The organism is Halosolutus gelatinilyticus (genome assembly GCF_023028105.1).
In the GTDB taxonomy this organism is placed as follows: Archaea; Halobacteriota; Halobacteria; order Halobacteriales; family Natrialbaceae; genus Halosolutus; species Halosolutus gelatinilyticus.
This window is the reverse complement of sequence record NZ_CP095491.1, coordinates 1080411-1098369: the sequence shown is the minus strand read 5'-3', so window position 1 is coordinate 1098369 and position 17959 is coordinate 1080411. Positions and strand designations below refer to the sequence as shown.

General features: G+C 67.4%; 18 protein-coding genes. 11 read left to right on the top strand and 7 right to left on the bottom strand.

Annotation, left to right across the window (positions count from 1 at the left end; all coding sequences use genetic code 11):
* Positions 1 to 60 precede the first annotated feature (60 nt).
* Entirely contained in the window at positions 61 to 1896 is a 1836-nt protein-coding gene (locus MUH00_RS05615) for a site-2 protease family protein (protein ID WP_247002877.1), read from the top strand.
* A gap of 63 nt (positions 1897 to 1959) precedes the next feature.
* The gene (locus tag MUH00_RS05610) at positions 1960 to 2859 is read left to right on the top strand and encodes an alpha/beta fold hydrolase (protein WP_247002875.1); all 900 of its coding nucleotides are present in this window, start codon (positions 1960 to 1962) and stop codon (positions 2857 to 2859) included.
* Between the two features lie 43 nt (positions 2860 to 2902).
* Here MUH00_RS05610 and MUH00_RS05605 read toward each other — a convergent pair whose 3' ends face one another.
* Entirely contained in the window at positions 2903 to 3427 is a 525-nt protein-coding gene (locus tag MUH00_RS05605; protein WP_247002874.1) for a PadR family transcriptional regulator, read from the bottom strand.
* A 183-nt stretch (positions 3428 to 3610) separates the two neighbouring features.
* Between MUH00_RS05605 and MUH00_RS05600 the strand changes: the two genes are divergently transcribed.
* Positions 3611 to 5200 (top strand): heme-binding protein, encoded by a 1590-nt coding sequence (locus tag MUH00_RS05600; RefSeq protein WP_247004085.1) that lies wholly within the window; start codon positions 3611 to 3613, stop codon positions 5198 to 5200.
* A 51-nt stretch (positions 5201 to 5251) separates the two neighbouring features.
* Here MUH00_RS05600 and MUH00_RS05595 read toward each other — a convergent pair whose 3' ends face one another.
* From MUH00_RS05595 to MUH00_RS05585, 3 genes are all read right to left on the bottom strand, one after another.
* The gene (locus MUH00_RS05595) at positions 5252 to 5440 is read right to left on the bottom strand and encodes a hypothetical protein (protein WP_247002872.1); all 189 of its coding nucleotides are present in this window, start codon (positions 5438 to 5440) and stop codon (positions 5252 to 5254) included.
* A gap of 266 nt (positions 5441 to 5706) precedes the next feature.
* Positions 5707 to 6090 (bottom strand): DUF5611 family protein, encoded by a 384-nt coding sequence (locus MUH00_RS05590; protein WP_247002870.1) that lies wholly within the window; start codon positions 6088 to 6090, stop codon positions 5707 to 5709.
* Positions 6091 to 6289: 199 nt separating this feature from the next.
* On the bottom strand, positions 6290 to 7126 hold the full coding sequence (locus tag MUH00_RS05585; RefSeq protein ID WP_247002868.1) for a DUF7093 family protein: 837 nt from the start codon (positions 7124 to 7126) through the stop codon (positions 6290 to 6292).
* Positions 7127 to 7315: 189 nt separating this feature from the next.
* Here MUH00_RS05585 and MUH00_RS05580 point away from each other — a divergent pair, with 189 nt between their 5' ends.
* The 5 genes from MUH00_RS05580 (at position 7316) to MUH00_RS05565 (ending at position 11234) form a co-directional block, all read left to right on the top strand.
* On the top strand, positions 7316 to 7615 hold the full coding sequence (locus MUH00_RS05580; protein ID WP_247002865.1) for a DUF6432 family protein: 300 nt from the start codon (positions 7316 to 7318) through the stop codon (positions 7613 to 7615).
* A 39-nt stretch (positions 7616 to 7654) separates the two neighbouring features.
* The gene (ygfZ, locus tag MUH00_RS05575; RefSeq protein WP_247002864.1) at positions 7655 to 8773 is read left to right on the top strand and encodes a CAF17-like 4Fe-4S cluster assembly/insertion protein YgfZ; all 1119 of its coding nucleotides are present in this window, start codon (positions 7655 to 7657) and stop codon (positions 8771 to 8773) included.
* Positions 8774 to 8999: 226 nt separating this feature from the next.
* Positions 9000 to 9200, top strand: a complete 201-nt coding sequence (locus MUH00_RS23320; RefSeq protein ID WP_486606280.1) for a DUF8066 domain-containing protein — start codon at positions 9000 to 9002, stop codon at positions 9198 to 9200.
* Positions 9201 to 9362: 162 nt separating this feature from the next.
* Positions 9363 to 9776, top strand: coding sequence for a hypothetical protein (locus MUH00_RS05570; protein WP_247002862.1), 414 nt, complete (start codon positions 9363 to 9365; stop codon positions 9774 to 9776).
* Between the two features lie 108 nt (positions 9777 to 9884).
* Positions 9885 to 11234 carry a TIGR00341 family protein gene (locus MUH00_RS05565; protein ID WP_247002860.1) on the top strand — a complete coding sequence of 450 codons (1350 nt, stop codon included), beginning with the start codon at positions 9885 to 9887 and terminating at the stop codon, positions 11232 to 11234.
* Positions 11235 to 11385: 151 nt separating this feature from the next.
* On the opposite strand, the gene MUH00_RS05560 is transcribed toward MUH00_RS05565, so the two are convergent.
* Complete coding sequence (locus tag MUH00_RS05560; RefSeq protein WP_247002858.1) at positions 11386 to 12783, bottom strand: FAD-binding oxidoreductase; 1398 nt, start codon at positions 12781 to 12783, stop codon at positions 11386 to 11388.
* 220 nt (positions 12784 to 13003) lie between these two features.
* On the opposite strand from MUH00_RS05560, the gene MUH00_RS05555 reads away from it, so the two are divergent.
* On the top strand, positions 13004 to 14434 hold the full coding sequence (locus MUH00_RS05555; protein WP_247002856.1) for an FAD-binding oxidoreductase: 1431 nt from the start codon (positions 13004 to 13006) through the stop codon (positions 14432 to 14434).
* A gap of 158 nt (positions 14435 to 14592) precedes the next feature.
* Here the strand turns inward: MUH00_RS05555 and MUH00_RS05550 are convergent, their stop codons facing one another.
* Positions 14593 to 14769 carry a hypothetical protein gene (locus MUH00_RS05550; RefSeq protein ID WP_247002854.1) on the bottom strand — a complete coding sequence of 59 codons (177 nt, stop codon included), beginning with the start codon at positions 14767 to 14769 and terminating at the stop codon, positions 14593 to 14595.
* 73 nt (positions 14770 to 14842) lie between these two features.
* The gene (locus MUH00_RS05545; protein ID WP_247002852.1) at positions 14843 to 15973 is read right to left on the bottom strand and encodes a geranylgeranyl reductase family protein; all 1131 of its coding nucleotides are present in this window, start codon (positions 15971 to 15973) and stop codon (positions 14843 to 14845) included.
* Positions 15974 to 16130: 157 nt separating this feature from the next.
* Between MUH00_RS05545 and MUH00_RS05540 the strand changes: the two genes are divergently transcribed.
* Positions 16131 to 16958, top strand: a complete 828-nt coding sequence (locus MUH00_RS05540) for a cyclase family protein (RefSeq protein WP_247002850.1) — start codon at positions 16131 to 16133, stop codon at positions 16956 to 16958.
* A complete protein-coding gene (locus MUH00_RS05535; RefSeq protein WP_247002849.1) occupies positions 16955 to 17950 on the top strand; it encodes a fumarylacetoacetate hydrolase family protein in 996 nt (331 codons plus the stop codon). The genes MUH00_RS05540 and MUH00_RS05535 overlap by 4 nt, the downstream gene beginning before the upstream one ends.
* The last annotated feature ends 9 nt before the right edge of the window (positions 17951 to 17959 follow it).

Sequence of the window (17959 nt, the reverse complement as noted above, 5' to 3'; positions counted from 1 at the left end):
GTTCGTTTTCATCGCGAATAGACAAAAGCCATTTGAGACCGCCCCCCGGAGATAGTACCGATGGAATACGGCCCTCCCGCTCTCGTCTCGTCCCCCGAACTCTTCGGATCGGAGCTCCTGGCCTGGACCGTCGTCGGCCTCGCGATCTACTGGCTCGCGATCGTCGTCGCCCGACAGTCGGGCCTCCTGCCGGAGTACGTCGGCACGCAGGGGCCGATTCTGACGATCCACACGAAACGCGGGCGAGCGTTTCTCGATCGCCTCGCGAGACCCAAGCGATTCTGGCGCGCGTGGGCGAACCTCGGCATCGGCATCGCGCTCGTCGTGATGGTGGCGATGTTCGTCTTCCTCATCTCGGCGGCGGTGAGTTCGCTGACCTCGCCCCAGGTCGCGACGAGCGTCCAGCAGCCGCGGAACGTGCTCGTCATTCCCGGCGTCAACGACTTCCTGCCGCTGTCGGCGACGCCCGGAATCGTCTTCGGTCTGCTCGTCGGCCTCGTCGTCCACGAGGGCGGCCACGGCCTGCTCTGCCGGGTCGAGGACATCGACATCGAATCGATGGGGATCGCGCTGCTCGCGATTCTCCCGGTCGGCGCGTTCGTCGAACCCGACCAGGAGAGCAGTCGAACCGCCTCCCGCGGCGGCCAGACGCGAATGTTCGCCGCCGGCGTCACGAACAACTTCGCGGTCACGCTCGTCGCCTTCGCGTTGCTGTTCGGCCCCGTGGCCGGATCGATCGCCGTCGCACCCGGCGCCGCGGTCGGGGGCGTCGCGCCCGACTCGCCCGCCGCCGCCGCCGGTATCCAGCCGGACGATCGGATCACGGCGATCGACGGCGAGGCGGTCGAGACGAACGACGACCTCGAAGCGCGGCTCGAAGCCGCCGACAGCGATCGGGTGTCGGTCGAACTCAACGGCGAGCGGACGGTCCCGGTCGAACTCTCGCTCGTCGTGACCGCGGCGATGGAGAACAGCCCGCTCGGGCTGGACGCCGGCGACTCGATCCTCGCCGTCGACGGCGAGCCGATCGCGACCGAACGCGGCTTCTACGAGGCCGTCGGCGACGACGAGACGGCCCGGCTCACGATCCAACAGGACGGCGAGCGCGTCGACCGCGAGGTGCCGATCGGCTCCGCGGTGACGGTCCTCGAGGACGAGCCGCTCGGGAACGCGATCGGCCCGACCGACGGCCCGATCGTCATCACGGGCCTCGGCGGCGAGCGGATCCACAACTACGAGGACCTCCAGTCGGTCCTCGATACGACCAGCGCGGGCGACGAGATCTCCGTCACGTACTACGATTCGGCCGGCGAGCGCAACGAGGCCACCGTGACGCTCGGCCAGCACGAACGGTTCGACATCGGCTTCCTCGGCATCTCCCCGAACCCCGGCGTGTCGGGGCTCACGGTGAGCGCGATCGGCGTCCAGCTCTACCCCGCCGGGGAGTACCTCGCCCTGCTGGGCGGCGAGGGCGAGAGCCGGTTCGGCGCGATCGCCGACAGCTTCTTCGGGAAGATCGGACTGGCGCTGCTGTTGCCGATCATGGGCATCGCCGGCGGCCTCCCCTTCAACTTCGCGGGATTCGCCGGGGGCATCGAGAACTTCTACGTGGCACAGGGCGCGCTCGGCGCGCTCGGGGACTGGACCGTCTTCGCGATCGCGAACCTGCTGTTCTGGACCGGCTGGATCAACGTCCAGCTCGGCTTCTTCAACTGCATCCCGGCGTTTCCGCTCGACGGCGGCCACATTCTCCGGACCAGCACGGAGGCGATCTTCTCTCGGCTCCCGATCGATTCGACCCGCGGGATGGTTCGCATCGTGACGACCTCGATCGGGCTGACGATGCTCGTCAGCTTCCTCGCGATGGTGTTCGCGCCGGGGCTGCTCGCGGGCTGAACGCGTTTTGACCGGCCCCGTTCCGGACGCACAGTTTTCACCTGCGGTGACGTATCGTCCGTCGTGATTGGCGACGACGACGGCATCTACCGATCGAAACGGGGCGAGCGACGACTCAAATCGCTCTACGAGACGCTGCTCGGGGACCTCGACGCCGACTTCGATCGGCGCTTCGTCGAGACCCGATTCGGCGAGACGCACGTCCTCGCCGCCGGCCCCGAGGACGCGCCGCCGGTCGTGGTGTTTCACGGCGGCAACGTCGTCAACCCGATCAGTCTGTCGTGGTTTCTCCCGCTCGCCGACGAGTTCCGGCTCTACGCGCCGGACACGATCGGCCACCCCGGATTCAGCGCCCAGACGCGGCTCTCGCCCCGCGACGACAGCTACGGGACGTGGGCGTGCGACATCCTCGACGGCCTCGGCCTCGATCGCGTCCCGATGCTCGGCCCGTCCTACGGCGGTGGGATCGTCCTGCGGACGGCGGCGTTCGCGCCCGATCGCATCTCGCGCGCGGGACTGGTTGTGCCGGCGGGCCTCGGAACCGGCTCGATCCGGCGGCTGCTCGTCGAGATCGTCCTGCCGATGCTGGCCTATCGGCTCGCGCCCGACCGATCGCGCCTCCGGCGGGCGGTACAACCGATGTTCACGGAACCGGCCGAGGCGATCGACGAGACGATCCTCGACGTCGTGGGGGCCGTCTTCGACGAGGTGAAACTGGAGCGATCGTTCCCGAAGACGGCGACGCCGGACGAGTTGGCGGGATTCGACGCCCCGACGCTGCTCGCGGTCGCCGAGCGGGATCTCTTCTTTCCGCCGGACGTCGTCGTCCCGCGGGCCAAGCGGGCGATCCGGAACTTGGAAGTCGTCGTCCGGCTGAAAGGCGAATCCCACTTCCCGGGACCGGGCGCTCGCGACGAACTCCGCGCGCTCCTCCGGAAGTTCCTGACGGGCGACCTCCCATAGAATCGATCTCGCAGCCGCTATTCGTCGTAAATACGCCCGGGCATTACTCGTCGTGTTCGACGCCGTGGCGCTCGTAGAACTCCTCGGGCGCGTCCTCGACCCGCTCGAATTCCGCGTCGAAGTAGTGTTCGTGGTGGCGAACGACCTGTTCGACCATCCAGCGACTGAACGCCTCGTCGAACCGCCACTCGCCTTCCTTCTCGGGGACCCGGAACCGATCGTCGGTCGCGAACGCCGCGTAGACGTGGAAGAACCCGAGGATGACGTCCGCGAAGTCCCGCGCCTTCTCCGCGCCGGTCTCGCGCCGCGCTTCGAGTTCCTCGTAGCCCGCGTCGGTGAGTTCGAAGTACTTTCGATCGGGCTCGTCCTCGCGGTCGATCCGCTCGGCCCACCCTTTCTCCTCGAACTTGTAGAGGATCGGATACACGGAGCCGTAGGACGGCTCCCAGTGACCGCCGCTGATCTCGCGAATCTCCTTTAAGATCTCGTAGCCGTACCGCGGCTTCTCCTCGAGCAACTCGAGGACGAGATAGGCGATAACTCCTTTCGGCGGCCCACTTTTCCGCATGTACGCGGAATCTAACCACGTCTAACGTAAATGACTTCTGTCGGCCGTTGCGTTCTCGGTTCGTCGATCGGCGCGATCGGGGTGATCAGGGTCGATCGCTGGGAACGGGACGGGAGCGCAGGCTACCGGCGACGCCGGCCCGAAACCCGGCACTTCTTGACGCCGCCGGCCCAACCCGCGATCATGGACCGACGGCAACCGCCACAGACCGAAGAGGGCTGGTACGTCTTGCACGATTTCCGGTCGATCGACTGGGACGCCTGGCGGGCGGCCCCCGATCGAGAACGGACGCGGGCGATCGAGGAGGGGGTCGACTACCTCTCCGCGGCCGAAGCCGTCGCGGACGCCGACGAGGGCGACTCGGCCGTCTTCTCCGTGCTCGGGCACGAGGCCGATCTGCTGGTGCTCCACCTGCGACCGACGCTCGCGGACCTCGACGCGATCGAGCGGCGGTTCGAGCACACGGCGCTCGCGGCGTTCACGGAACGGACCGACTCGTACCTCTCGGTGACGGAGGTTTCGGGCTACATGTCCCAGGAGTTCTTCGACGACGATGCGGAGGTGGAGGATACCGGGATGAAACGGTACATCGAATCCCGGCTCAAACCCGAGATTCCGGACGCCGAGTTCGTCAGCTTCTACCCGATGAGCAAGCGCCGCGGCCCGGACCACAACTGGTACGACCTCTCCTTCGACGAGCGCGCGGAACACCTCTCGTCCCACGGCGAGATCGGCAAGGGCTACGCGGGCCGCGTCACGCAGATCATCTCCGGCAGCATCGGCCTCGACGACTTCGAGTGGGGCGTGACGCTGTTCGCCGACGATCCGGCCGACGTGAAGGACCTGCTCTACGAGATGCGCTTCGATCCCTCGAGTTCGCGGTTCGCGGAGTTCGGTCGGTTCCGCTCCGCGCGGCGGTTCCCGGCCGAGCAACTCGGCGCGTTCCTCGCGGGCGAGTCGATCCCGCAGGCGGACGCGAACGGTGCGCACGGACACCACGGAAGCGCCGCAAGCGGCCGCCCGTACGACGACTCCAGTGGGCATTCCCACGGCGACTCCGGCGGCCACCCGCACGGCGGCCACTCCCACGGCGACTCGGACGAGTCGGGCCACCACGGCGGTGCGAGCGACGACGACGTCCGGAGCGAACTCGAGGAGATCGGCGTCTACGCGGGCCAGCCCCACGGCGAGGACGTCCACGCCGTCGTGCTCTACTCCGCCGCCGACGCCGACGACCTCTTCGAGGAGGTCGACGGCTTGCGGACGAACTTCGACCACTACGACACGCACGTGAAGACGGCGGTCTACGAACCGCGAAACGAAGACTCCGAGACCGCGATCGTCAGCCTCTGGGAAACCGAGCGCGCCGCGAACACGGCGGCCGGGTTCCTCGCCGACCTGCCCGACATCGTCCGACAGGCTGGAGACGGGGCGCCGGTAGGCGCCGATGGCGAGCGGGGCGACGGCCCCGCGAGCGACGATGACGACGATTCGTGGGGGACGATGGGCATGTTCTACGCCGTCGAGCCGGAGCATCGCGAGGACTTCGTCGACACCTTCGGCGACGTCGCGGGCCTCCTCGCGGACATGGACGGACACCGCAAGACCGACCTGCTGGAAAACCGCGAGGACGAAAACGACATGTTCATCGCCAGCCGCTGGGACTCACGTGAGGACGCGATGGCGTTCTTCCGCAGCGACGCCTTCTCCGAGACCGTCGAGTTCGGGCGTAATATCCTCGCCGACCGGCCGCGGCACGTCTTTTTGGCCTGATCGGCGATCGATTCTCCCGGTTCTCGCTGCGGCTATTCTATCCCCGCCGGCTCAGATCCGGCCGCCGCCGGTGATCTCGTCGTAGAAGAAGTAACCGGCGAGCCCGGCGAGCCCGATCGCGAGCGTGACGTACGGCCAGTTGCCGGCGTCCCGGTCCGTGAGGCGGGCGTGGGCGGCAACGAAGATCGCAAAGCCGGCGTGTGCGATCGCCGTCGCGATCAGGAACGCGGTGAGATCCATCTTACCCGGAAATTCGACGTGCTGCCGATAGCCGTTTCGAAGTGCGTTGCGGCTCCCACTTCGTCCGATCCGCTGCTGGTCGTTCCGACCTGGGGAAGGGCAGAGAAGGCGTACTGCGCCGCGAGCAGCCGCAGGCTGCGAGCAGGCCGACGACTAATCCGACGGGAAAGAGGGCGCTTTCGATTGACCGGTTGCCGAAACACGGTGCGCTGTGGGGCAGCGTCGCTGTCGTCAGCAGAGCAGATTCCAGAGCAAATGGCCGGTGGTCAGAGGTCGTGATCGGGATCGTCCTCGACCGATCGCTTCAACGAATCGCGCCGGGCCTTGGCGTCCCGACCGGTCGCCTCGAGCAGGAAGTCGTTTTTCGCGTTGACGGCGTCGCCGGCGGCCTCGAGTTCGTCCGGGCCGAGTTCGGTGGGGTCGCGCTCGTGGAACTCGACGCCGAGTTTATCCTTCTTGCCGGAGTACGCGACGGCCCCGACGACGATCTTCTCGAAGACGGGATTGTCGGGTTCGCCGATCACGTAGAGCTCGCTCCCCTTGTACTCCTGGGTGTCCGTGATGGGTCCGAAGTAGTCCTTGATGGTGGCTTCCATGTCGGGGATTCGCTCCTCGAGATACTCACCGCGACGCATCTTGTACTCCTTCATGGATTGGAGAATACACGGCGGCTGGTTTACCTCTTTTCATAGCCGACGTTGTGGCGTCTCGATAGGTCCGAGTCGGAATCGGCTGCCGCGATCGGCGGTGATCGACTATCATCGGAGCGTCGCCGATCGCGGCGGACGATCGCAACCGATCGTGCCCGTCCGACCGCGTCGGTCGAAGAGAACTGTTCGAATGTCGTCGCTACCGCTCTCGTTCCCCGAGGTATCCCTTTCGACACTCGGGGCAGATGTCACCCGTTCGAAGCGACGTCCGGACGTTACCGGCGATGTAGTCGCAGCGGGGGCAGTAGAGCTCCATCGGAACGTCGTCGTCGGGGCTGTCGCGTCCCTCGGCGGGGGCGGGCGCCGACGTGGCGCGTTCGATACCGAGTCCCTCGGGGTCGGCTGCGGACGGCTCGGCTTCGATCGCTCCCGTCTCCGGGGGTTCGGCGTCGAGGCCGATCGACGCGCCGTCGCCGCGCTCGGCCTCGGCAGTGGCGTCCGTCTCGAGCAGAACGGCGTCGTCGATCGGCTCCTCGTCGGCGTCGGGCCACGCCGCGGGTTCGGTCTCGTCGTCGACCGACTGCTCGTCGTCGGCGTCGGGCCACGCTGCGGGCTCCGTGTCCGCGCCGACCGGCGGACCGACGTCTTCGGAGTCGGGCCACTCGCCGTGTTCGCGATCGCGGTCGGGGGTCGGCTCCTCGTCCTCGAGGATCTCCGCGTCGTCGGTGATCGGGTCGCCGTTCTCGTCGGTCGGAATGTCGATGTCGTCGGCTGCGGAATCCGTCGGCTCCGCGTCCGGCGTACTCGCCGCGTCGTCGGCGTCGGCTTCGGGTTCGTCGGGGCGTGGATCGGCGGCCGTCTCGGTGGTGAGACTCGTCACTTCGGTGTTCTCGCTGATGACGTGTCTCTGGCCGCACCGAGCGCACTCTTCGTACTCCTGGACGGTTACGACGACCTCACTGCCCCGTTCTTCGCGCTCGCGATCGACGTCGGGGTCTCCGTAGTCGTGTCCGAGCAGCGAACATCGCAGGACCATTGTCAAACCGTACCGATTCAGGGCATAAAAAACGTGCTGCATACGTGTCCGTCTTTAAATGACTGATATTCGATATGAAACGAACTGGCGGGGTCGATCGGATGCGATCGGTTTCGGTCGCCACTTCACCTTCGTCGGCACTGCTCGAACGGCAAACGTCAAATCCCGGGTCGTCGAATGTACTGCTGGATGAAAGCAAAGCGGGAGTACCGAAACCGGGCACGGACGGAGGTCGCGGTACTCGACGCGCTGGTCGATCGAGCGGAGGAGGGAATGACCGTCTTCGAGCTTCGTGCGGCCGTCGAGGTCGGCATCGACGACTTAGAGGAGGCCCTGGGGACGCTGAAAGCCGACGACCTGATCGTCGTCGACGCCTCCGCGAACGAGACGGTGATCAAACCCGCCGATCGGGTCGTTCCCGACGTGCCGGCCGACGAGGAATCCGACGAATCGATCGGCGAGTGGCTGCGCAAGCGGATCCCTTTTTGAATCGAAACGCCTGTGGGGGCCCGGCCCCTCCGTGGAGGCATGAGCGTTATCGAGGCTGTGCACGCGGATCTCGGCGCCACGTTCGGCGAGCGTGACGGCCGAACGATCGTCGAGCACTACGGCCGACCGGAGCGAACCCATCGGGCCGTTCGCAACGGCGTCGGCTTGCTCGAGGCGGCCTACGGCGTGCTCGTCGTCGAGGGCGACGATCGCGTCGAGTACGTCGACAACGTCGTCTCGAACCGGGTCCCCGGCGAGGACGGGCAGGGCTGTTACGCGCTCGTGCTCGACCCCCAGGGTGCCGTTGAGGTCGAGCTCTACGTCTACAACGCCGGCGAGCGACTCCTGCTGTTCACGCCGCCGGGCGAGGCCGAGCCGCTCGCCGAGGACTGGTCCGAGAAGGTGTTCATCCAGGACGTCGAGATCCGCGTCGCCACCGACGACTACGCGATTTTCGGCGTCCACGGTCCCACGGCCACGGAGAAGATCGCGAGCGTTCTCACCGGATCCGGGTCGCCCGATCGGCGCTACTCGTTCGTCCGCGGATCGATGGGCGACGAGGGGGTGACGGTCGTCCGCACCGACGCGCTCACCGGCGAGGAGAGCTACGAGGTCGTCTGCACGGCCGACGCCGCTGAAGCCGTCTACGACGTCCTGTTGAACCACGGCCTCAACGCGGCCCCGTTCGGCTACCGCACCTGGGACACGCTCTGTCTCGAAGCCGGCTCCCCGCTGTTTCACACCGAACTGGAGGGGACGATCCCGAACGTCCTCGGTCTCCGTAACGCCCTGGACTTCGAGAAGGGCTGTTACGTCGGCCAGGAGGTCGTCTCCCGCGTCGAGAACCGCGGACAGCCCAGCCGACGACTCGTCGGGTTGACGATCGCGACCGAGGATGGCGAGGATGACGAAAGCGAGGAGCCGCGGGTCCCCGACTCCGGCGCGGCCGTCTTCGACGGGGACTCCTCGGTCGGCGAGGTGACCCGCGCCGGCGTCAGCCCGCTCCTGGAGGACGTTATTGCGCTCGCGATCGTCGACTACGGCCTCGCTAGCGACGACTTGACCGTTCGTGTCGGCGGGGAGGAAGTGCCCGCCGCCCGAACCGAACTCCCGTTCGTCGAAGGGTCGGACGCCTCCGATCGGCTTCCGGAATACTAGGTCCGGAACTCAGTGCCGGTCTTGCCGGTTCGGATGGCAGTGTCTAGTCGGCCGACTCGAGAAGCGGGCGGGTTGGGAGCCGGTTCGGCCGTGCTACTCGCAGGCCTGCTCGTTTCGAGCAGTAAGCGTCGTACGTAATTCCGAACGATTTACTGCGATCTCCGCCCGGATAACTCGACCTAACCTATCAAATGATTTATGCTCCCTTTCGCAAAACCCGACACCGATGCCGACTCGATACCAAGGATCGATGTCTCGCGTTGCAACGTACACTATCGCCATTCTCGTCCTATTGGTCGGTATCTACCTCGTTAATCAGCCCGTCGTCTGGATATCGTTTGTCCCGTTTGCGCTTTTGTTGTTCCTTCTTTGGAGAGCAGTGCGCGCGCTAGAACGGATTGCGGCGGCTGTGGAGAAAAACGACTAATGCCGCGTCGATTCGAATTACCGGCACGGCCTAATTAAACCGGTCTGAGAAGCGGACAGTTCCCTGCGAACGTGCGCCTCCGAACGGGATCACCTCGATCGGTCACGAAGACCGGAACTGGCCGGCCACAGCGTGAAGGACGCGGCTGCTGGAGTGGCGCGTATGAGCACGACAGATGCGATCGACGCCGAGACGGACTTCGAGGAACTGGCCTCGCGCATTCGGACGCAGTCGGCGGACGCGCCGGGGTCGGACACCGAGCGCGCGACGATCCGGTCGTTCGACGCGGTGAGTTCCGAAACGCTCGAAGCGTTGCTCGAGGCGGCCGAAAGCGAGTCCGTCGAACCGGGCTCGCTGGTGTTTCTCATCTCCAGGGCGAACGCGGAGCTACTGATCGAACGGGAGTATGACATCGACGACGTCGAGGAGCTCTCGGCGGTACTCGGCCGTCCGGTGCAGGTCGAAGACGGGATGCCCGACGATACGATCGTGCTGCTGGATCCGGCCGCCGTCGACGGCGAGGAACTCGTCGATCCCGACGCGATCGCCTGCGGGATCGTCGGGTCCGACCACTGACGCGCTCCGTTCGTCGGGGCTGTCTCTCGCCTCGCCGTTCTCTCGTCGCTGTCGTCCCCGTCCACTGCTGCCCTCGCTACTATCCACGAGTCGACCGTGAGCACCCGTATGCGCTATCTCGAGGTCACGGTCCCGGAGGGGAAGCGACGACCCGTGCTCGACATGCTCGAGGAGGAGGGAATCGACTACGTCGTCAGCGACGAGACCAGCGGCAGGGGGTTCACGGCAGTGGTCCGGTTTCCGCTCCCGACGCGGGCCGTCGAACCGGTGCTCGATCGGCTCCGACGGGCCGGCATCGGCGGCGAGTCCAGCGTGGTCGTGATCGACGCGGAGACGGTCATCTCGGAAGAGTTCTCGTCGCTTCAGGAGCAGTACAGCCACGGCGGCCAGAAGGGTGCGCGTACGTCGCGGCAGGTCCTCCGCACGAAGGCCGACGAACTCACGCCCCCGTTTCGGATCTACGCGGTCATGCTGCTCATCAGCGCCGTCGTCGCCACCGCCGGGCTGCTGGCCGACTCCCCGGCGGTCGTGATCGGGGCGATGGTCATCGCGCCGCTGCTCGGACCCGCGCTCGCGTCCAGCGTCGGCATCGTCACCGGCGATCGGCATCTCAAATCGACGGGCTTCAGGTATCAGGCGATCGGCGTCACGATGGTCGTCGCCGCCTCGATCGGTCTCGCCGTCCTCGCCCGCGCGGCCGGCCTCGAACCGTCGGGAGTCGACATCGTCGTCGCGACGGAACTCGAAGAGCGGGTCTCGCCGAACCTGTTCTCGATCGCGGTGGCGCTCGGCGCCGGCATCGCGGGCATCCTGAGCCTCACACGGGGATTTTCGGAGGCGATCGTCGGCGTGATGATCGCCGCGGCGCTCATCCCGCCCTCGGCCGCGGTCGGGATCACGGTCGCCTGGGGAATGTTCGGCGCGGCGATCGGCGCCACTGCCCTCGTGGTGGTGAACCTCCTGTCGATCAACCTCGCCGCGCTGGGCACGCTGTGGGTCGCGGGTTACCGCCCGCAGGGGTTGTTCGAGGTGTCGCCGACCCGGAGACCGACGTACGCCTACGCGACGATCTTCAGCATTGCGCTGCTCGTCCTGGCCGCGCCGCTGGCCGGCGTGACCCTCCTCGACTTCCACACGACCGAACTCGAGTCGGCCGCCGAGGACGAGGTCGACGCGGTGCTCGCGGAGCCGCGGTACGAGGAACTCGAATCCGAAGCGGTCGCGATCGAACTCGACGGCGACTACCCGATCCAGTCGGTCGATCGGGTCGTCGTTACGGTCTCCGGGCCGGAACCGGGGCCGGAACCCGGGTTGGCCGATCGGCTCTACCAGGAAATCAGCCCCCACGCCGACGGCGAGCTAACCGTCGAGGTGCAGTACGTCGTCGCCGAGGAACGGGGTGGCGGCGACGACACCGACGCGCAGCGGGTGGCAAGTCGAACCGCGAACGGGCCGTGAAGTCGCTCCCGATCGCCCTGCCCTGAGAGTAGTAGATCGCCCAGTCCTGGGGTAGTCGGCGTCACAGTGCGGCCGAGCGCCCCCGTCTACGACGGCGCGTGCAGCGCGCACCGGAGACGCGGTGCCGGCGGCGCAGCGGCGGCGAAACCGGTCAGGCGGCCGGTTTGACGTTCTGGTTCATCCGGAACAGGTTGTCCGGATCGTATTTCGTCTTTACCTCGACCAGCCGATCGTAGTTCTCGCCGTAGGCGATGTGCTCGTCGCCCTCGCGTTCGCTGACGAAGTTCGCGTAGACGCCGCCGGTCGCGTGCGGCGCCATGGCGTCGTAGAACTTTCTCGCCCAGGCGATACAGCGGTCGTCGTCGGCCGGGTCCTCCCAGCGCGTGTGGACGTTCATCGCGTACTCGGCGTCGCGGTGGGGGAAGGCGGTCGCGTCCGCCGGAATCCGCGCCATCGCACCGGCGAGCTGCCCGAAGAAGATCTCCGAGAGCGGGGACGGAAGCGTCTCCGCGTACTCGACGACGGTGTCGATGGCCCCGTCGGAAAACTCGTGGAAGAAGTGCGACTTCCAGTAGTTCCGGGCGCCCTCGGTGAGCAGCGGATCGAACGACTGCTGGAACGCGGCGTACGAATGGGGGCCGACGGCGTCGGCGATGGGATCGCCGAACTTTCGAACCGGGGCCAGCACCTCCTCGCCCTCGTCCATATCGCCGCTGTAGAACGCGACGACGATGACGACGCCCACGCCGTGGACATCCTCCGGCAGGAACGGGAGCGGCGGCGCCTTGCGGAGGACGGCCCAGACGGTCGCCTCGTCGGGCGCCTCCTCGTTGAAGTCGCGGACGTGTCGGAGCACCGCCGGCGCGTCCTCGCCGCGGTAGACGATCGGTCCCGCGAGCACCTCCGGACCGACCTCGTGGAGGTCGAACTCGAAGGAGGTGACCACGCCGAAGTTGCCGCCGCCGCCGCGGATCCCCCAGAAGAGATCCGGGTTCTCGTCCTCGCTCGCGCGCCGGAGTTCGCCGTCAGCAGTGACGATGTCGACCGATCGCAGGTTGTCAACGGTCATCCCGTACTTCCGAGTGAGCCACCCGAATCCGCCGCCGAGGGTGAGCCCCGCGACGCCGGTCGTCGAGTTGATCCCGAACGGGGTGGCCAGCCCGAACGCCTGCGTCTCGTGATCGACGTCGGCGAGGGTCGCCCCAGGCTCGACCCGGGCGGTCTGGCGCTCCGGATCGACGCGGACCGATCGCATCGCCGAGAGGTCGAGTAGCAGGCCGTCGTCGCAGACGGCGTTGCCGGCGATGTTGTGTCCGCCGCCGCGCACCGCGAGGAGGAGGTCCTGCTCGCGGGCGAAGGTCACCGCCGCGATCGCGTCCGAGACGCCCATCGCGCGAACGATGAGCGCCGGCGATCGGTCGATCATGCCGTTCCAGACGGCTCGGCGGTCGTCGTACTTCGGATCCTCGGGACGGAGCAGTTCCCCGTGAAGCCCCTCCTCGAATCCGCGTATTGCACCGTCGTCCGCGGGAGTGGTAGTTACTGCCATTGTCCCTCGGTGATCGTAGGACGCACGCGGAGATATAGCCACACATAATAAATAATTAAGATATGACCGAACACCGGACACACTCAAAATCCCGCGATCGAGGGCGAAACGCGACCACTCGGTTCGGTTTCTGCTCGCGCCCGATCCGTCATATCTGTCGGAGCGATCGTCGTTCCGATCGCGAAACTAGTTTATCGTCGTCGACGGCGAAACTCGGTGTATGGTAACAATGGGCAAACCACCGGGCGAGACGGCGCTTGCTGCCCTCCCGAGCGAGGCCGTTCGATCGTTCGAGGACGAGTTCGGCGGTCGCGTCGTCTATCCGGCGGATCCGGAGTACGACGAGGAACGGCGGATCTGGAACGGCATGATAGACAGGTATCCGGCGATCGTCGCCCACTGTGGCGGCACCGCGGACGTCGTCGCGGCGGTGACCTTCGCCCGCGAGCAGGGGCTGTCGGTCGCCGTCCGGAGCGGCGGACACAACGTGGCCGGGACGGCCGTCCGCGACGGCAGCCTCGTCGTCGACCTCTCCGAGATGAACGGCGTTCGCGTCGATCCCGATGCAGGCACGGCGCGCGTCGAGGGCGGCGCGACGCTCGGCGACGTCGATCGCGAGACGCAACTGTTCGGCCTCGCGACGGCCCTCGGCGTCGTCTCGGAGACCGGCGTCGCGGGGCTGACGCTCAACGGCGGCTACGGGCACCTGAGCCGCCAGTACGGCCTGGCGCTCGACAACCTGCGATCGGTCGACGTCGTCACCGCGGACGGCCGGGTGCACACCGCCGACGGCGACCGGGACGCGGACCTGTTCTGGGGAGTCCGCGGAAGCGGCGGCGCGCTCGGCGTCGTCACCTCCTTCGAGTTCGACTGCCACGCGGTCGGTCCCGAGGTGTACGCGCTCTTCGCGTGGTACCGCGGCGACGACGCGGCCGCGGCGATGGCTCGGTACCGCGAGTGGACCGCCGACGCGCCCCGGACAGCGAGCGCGCTCGCGTTCACCGCGCACGTCCCCGAACTCGACGAGTTCCCCGAGGACTCGTGGGGCGAACCAGCCGTGGCGTTTCTCGGGTCGTACCGCGGCGACCTCGCCGACGCCGACGAGGTCTTCGCCCCGCTGCGCGAGGGTGCGAACCCGATCGCCGACCTCGGCGGTCCGATGGCCTACGCCGACTTGCAGTCGATGCTCGACGAGGACTACCCCGACGGCCTGCGTTACTACTGGAAGTCGGTCTACCTCGACGAACTCACGGACGAGGTCGTCGACCTCATGATTCGGCACAACGAGGCCGCGCCGTCGGCGCTCTCGACGATCGACGTCTGGCACCTCGGGGACGCGGTCGCCGAGGTTCCGACCGACGAGACCGCGTTCTGGCACCGCGAGAAGCCGTACATGCTCACGTTCGAGGCCAACTGGGAGGATCCCGCGGACGACGACGCGAACGTAACGTGGGCCCGAAACAGGATCGACGTCGTCCGAGCGCTGTCGGTGGCGTCGGGCGGGTACGGAAACTTCCCCGGGATGAACGAAGACCCCGGAACCGCCGTCTACGGGGACAACTACGATCGGCTGGTCGAGCTAAAGACGAGATACGATCCGGACAACCTGTTTCCGGGGAGCAGAACGATCGAACCGCGGTCCGCCGACTGAGCCGCGGCTGCGATCGACGGCGACCGCAGACGGGATCGGCGGAGGGCCGATCTCGCGATCGCGATTGCCGATCGCTGGGAGTACGGTCTCCGTCGAGAACCGATAACCGGCAGTACCGGGCCGCCCCCGGAGCGGCAGTGTGAACGTCCGGCCGTCGATCAGGAAAGCTGGGTCGCCTCGACTGCAGCGAACCGATCGTCCTGTTCGACTTCCCAAATTCGCAGGACGAGGTGGCCTTTGCAGTAGTACTCCACGGTTTTGTTACCCGTTTCGAGATTTCTGAGGACGAGCTGGCAGTGCTCGTCTCCCGTACAGTCTGCGGAGCGTTCACACATAGTTGATGCTTGCTCTACTGGTCTCGCCGATAAGTCTCTGTTGGTGGCTTCAGTGCTCGATTTCGGCGGCGGCTCACGACGGGCGCTCGTTACCGCCGCTGCGGCCCGCGTCTTCGCCGCGTCCCCGCGAGAGCATTGCCTTCAGATGAGCCGTCGAGAGCAGCGACGTGGGTCGATCCATGTGGACGCCGATCTCGCCGGAGAGCGCGCCGAGGCCGATCCGCTGGATCGGCTCGGGGAGCGAGTACGCCTGTCGGAGCCAGCGGCCGAGCTCCATCTCGCGTTCGAGGTCCGCACGCCAGGCGTGCTCGTAGGCGGCCAGCGTCGTCGGCCGATCGGGATCGATCGTCCGGGCGGCGTGGTCCGCGCTGGTCATCCCGTAGAGGATGCCGCCCCCGGTGAAGGGCTTGGTCTGGGCGGCCGCGTCGCCGATCAGGAAGCCCCGTCGACTCGTGACGCGATCGGGCGGGCCGATCGGGATCGCGCCCGAACAGCGGCGGGAGACGTCGATCTCGTAGCCGTCGATCAGTTCCTCGAAGTGCTTGGTCACCTCGACGCCGGGCGGGGCGGCCAGGCCGTACTCGACGCCGGCGTCGCCGCGGGGGATGCGCCAGGCGAAGAACGTCGGCGGCGTGAGGTGGACGTCGACGAAGTCCTGGTCGTCGGCCTCCTCCGAGAAGGCCAGCACGCCGTGGAGCAGTTCGCCGGGTTCGGGGAGGTCGAGCGCCCCTCGAACGCGCGATCGCGGGCCGTCGCAGCCGGCGACCATCTTCGCCTCGAACTCGACCGCACCGTCGGGGCCGCTCGCGGTGATTTCGACGCGATCACGGCGATCGGTCACGCCCGTCACGGTGTGTTCCTCGCGAACGTCCGCGCCGGCCTCGCGCGCGAGATCCGCGAGGTGGCGGTCCAGGCCGACCCGATCGATGACGTTCGAGGCCACCTCGCGCTTGTAGAAGGGGTAGGCGCCGCTGTGCGGACCGCCGACGTGGAACCGGGCGCCGTAGACCTCGTTCTGGAACAGGTCTGTGCGGGCGCCGTCGCCGGTGAACTCCCAGACGTCCGTGCTGACGTGTCCCGAACAGGCCAGCGGCGTCCCGACGGTGCCCTGTTCCAGGGCGAGAACGTCGTAGCCGTTCTCGGCGGCCCGCCTCGAGAACCGGGCGCCGGCAGGGCCGACGCCCACGACGACGAAGTCGTACATGTCTGGCACCTTCTCACGGGTCGGTAAATATACTGCGGAGCGTTCCTCGCCCGGCGCATCACGGTTCGCTCGCCGTCCCTGACGGCCCCGCGATCGCCGACGAACCGCGAGTCGGGTTACGGCTACGCCTATGTGTGCGGCGAGTGACGGTACGCTCATGTGTGGCTCGGTAGCAGATGCCGATCTGATCGACCTGAGTATCGGACTCGTGGACGGCGTCGAGAGCGAACCGTTTCCGCCGAGCGTCGACGCCTTCGACCACGAGGAGGGGGCGGAACGGCTCGCGGCGACCCTCCGATCGCAGGGGTACGACGTCGATGCGGACGATTTTCCCGACGGAATGGGCCTGGCGTGGGAGGAGGTCCGCGCGATCGCGCACGCCGGCACCCACCTCGACGCGCCGTGGCATTACGGCCCTGACGTCGACGGCGAGCCCGCGAAGACGATCGACGAGATCCCGCTCGAGTGGTGTCGCGGGAACGCGGTCGTCCTCGATTTCCGGAGGAAAGACCCCGGCGACGAAATCTCCCGCGCGGACATAGCGGGCGCGCTGGCCGACCTCGATCACGACCTCTCGCCGGGCGAACTCGTCCTGATTCAGACCGGGGCCGACGAGCTGTGGGGGACGCCGGAGTACCTGACGGACTTTCCCGGCATGAGCGCGGCCGGCACGAAGTTCCTCGTCGAGCGGGGCGTGCGGGTGATCGGCACCGACGCCTACGGCTTCGACAAACCGTTCGCGACGATGGGCGAGCGCTACGAAGAGACCGGCGACGAGGTGGAACTGTGGCCGGCGCACCTCGCCGGCCGCGAGGTCGAGTACTGCCAGATCGAGAAGATGGCCAACCTCGACGCGCTTCCGCGGCGGACCGAGGTGCCGATCGTCGCCTTCCCGATCGAGATCGAGGGGGGAAGCGCCGGGTGGGTCCGGCCGGTGGCGATGCTCGACGGCCGCGGCGGCGAAAGCGGGGGTGAGACGGCGTGAAACTCGCCACCTTCGAGGTCGGGACGCCGATCGGCCCCGTCGAGCGGATCGGCGCGGTCGACGAGTCGAGCGAGGACGCGTCGGCCGCGACCGGCGAGGCCGCCTTGATCGACCTCACCGCGGCCTACGGCGCGGCCCTTGAGGCGGAGGGCGAACCCGCGCCCGCGCATCTGGCTCGGGCGCACGTCCCGCCCGAGATGATCGCCTTCCTGGAACGCGGCGATCGGGCGATCGAGGACGCCCGGGAGGCCGTCGCGTACGCCGCCGAAACCGACGCGGAACGGGGACCGGGCGGCGCGAAGCTCCGGTACGAACCCGGCGAGTACGATCTGCTCGCCCCGCTCCCGCGGCCGAACACCCTGCGGGACTGCATGGCGATCGAGGAGCACGTCGAGAACAGCCTCGACGGTGAGATTCCCGACGTCTGGTACGACCTCCCGGTCTGCTATAAGGGAAACCCCGACGGTATCGTCGCGCCGGGAGGGACCGTCCGCTGGCCCGACTACTCGTCCGTGATGGACTACGAACTCGAGATCGCAGCGGTGATCGGGAAACGGGGTCGCGACGTCCCGGCGGAAGACGCCGAGCAGCATATCGCCGGCTACACGGTGTTCAACGACTTCAGTGCCCGCGACATCCAGGGCCGAGAGATGGAGGCGAAACTGGGGCCGGCGAAGGGCAAGGACTTCGCCAACGGCCTCGGCCCGTATCTCGTCCCGCGCGAGGACATCGACGTCCTCGACGCGCCGATGACGGCGCGGGTCGACGGCGAGGTCTGGTCGGAGGGAACCGTCGATGAGATGTACCACTCGTTCGCGGACATCATCGAGCACGTTTCCCGGTCGGAAACGCTCTATCCAGGGGACGTCATCGGCAGCGGCACCGTCGGCGAGGGCTGCGGCCTCGAACTCGGTCGGTGGCTCGCGGACGGCGACACGATCGAACTCGAGATCGAGGGGATCGGGATCCTGGAGCACACGATCGTCGACTGACGTCCCGGC

Bases quoted from the DNA above. Each gene is read 5' to 3' on its own strand.
- MUH00_RS05615 (WP_247002877.1), top strand. From the start codon at position 61: ATGGAATACGGCCCTCCCGCTCTCGTCTCGTCCCCCGAACTCTTCGGA.
- MUH00_RS05605 (WP_247002874.1), bottom strand. From the start codon at position 3,427: ATGCGGAAAAGTGGGCCGCCGAAAGGAGTTATCGCCTATCTCGTCCTC.
- MUH00_RS05600 (WP_247004085.1), top strand. From the start codon at position 3,611: ATGGACCGACGGCAACCGCCACAGACCGAAGAGGGCTGGTACGTCTTG.
- MUH00_RS05595 (WP_247002872.1), bottom strand. From the start codon at position 5,440: ATGGATCTCACCGCGTTCCTGATCGCGACGGCGATCGCACACGCCGGC.
- MUH00_RS05590 (WP_247002870.1), bottom strand. From the start codon at position 6,090: ATGAAGGAGTACAAGATGCGTCGCGGTGAGTATCTCGAGGAGCGAATC.
- MUH00_RS05585 (WP_247002868.1), bottom strand. From the start codon at position 7,126: ATGGTCCTGCGATGTTCGCTGCTCGGACACGACTACGGAGACCCCGAC.
- MUH00_RS05580 (WP_247002865.1), top strand. From the start codon at position 7,316: ATGAAAGCAAAGCGGGAGTACCGAAACCGGGCACGGACGGAGGTCGCG.
- ygfZ (WP_247002864.1), top strand. From the start codon at position 7,655: ATGAGCGTTATCGAGGCTGTGCACGCGGATCTCGGCGCCACGTTCGGC.
- MUH00_RS23320 (WP_486606280.1), top strand. From the start codon at position 9,000: ATGCCGACTCGATACCAAGGATCGATGTCTCGCGTTGCAACGTACACT.
- MUH00_RS05570 (WP_247002862.1), top strand. From the start codon at position 9,363: ATGAGCACGACAGATGCGATCGACGCCGAGACGGACTTCGAGGAACTG.
- MUH00_RS05565 (WP_247002860.1), top strand. From the start codon at position 9,885: ATGCGCTATCTCGAGGTCACGGTCCCGGAGGGGAAGCGACGACCCGTG.
- MUH00_RS05560 (WP_247002858.1), bottom strand. From the start codon at position 12,783: ATGGCAGTAACTACCACTCCCGCGGACGACGGTGCAATACGCGGATTC.
- MUH00_RS05555 (WP_247002856.1), top strand. From the start codon at position 13,004: ATGGTAACAATGGGCAAACCACCGGGCGAGACGGCGCTTGCTGCCCTC.
- MUH00_RS05550 (WP_247002854.1), bottom strand. From the start codon at position 14,769: ATGTGTGAACGCTCCGCAGACTGTACGGGAGACGAGCACTGCCAGCTC.
- MUH00_RS05545 (WP_247002852.1), bottom strand. From the start codon at position 15,973: ATGTACGACTTCGTCGTCGTGGGCGTCGGCCCTGCCGGCGCCCGGTTC.
- MUH00_RS05540 (WP_247002850.1), top strand. From the start codon at position 16,131: ATGTGTGGCTCGGTAGCAGATGCCGATCTGATCGACCTGAGTATCGGA.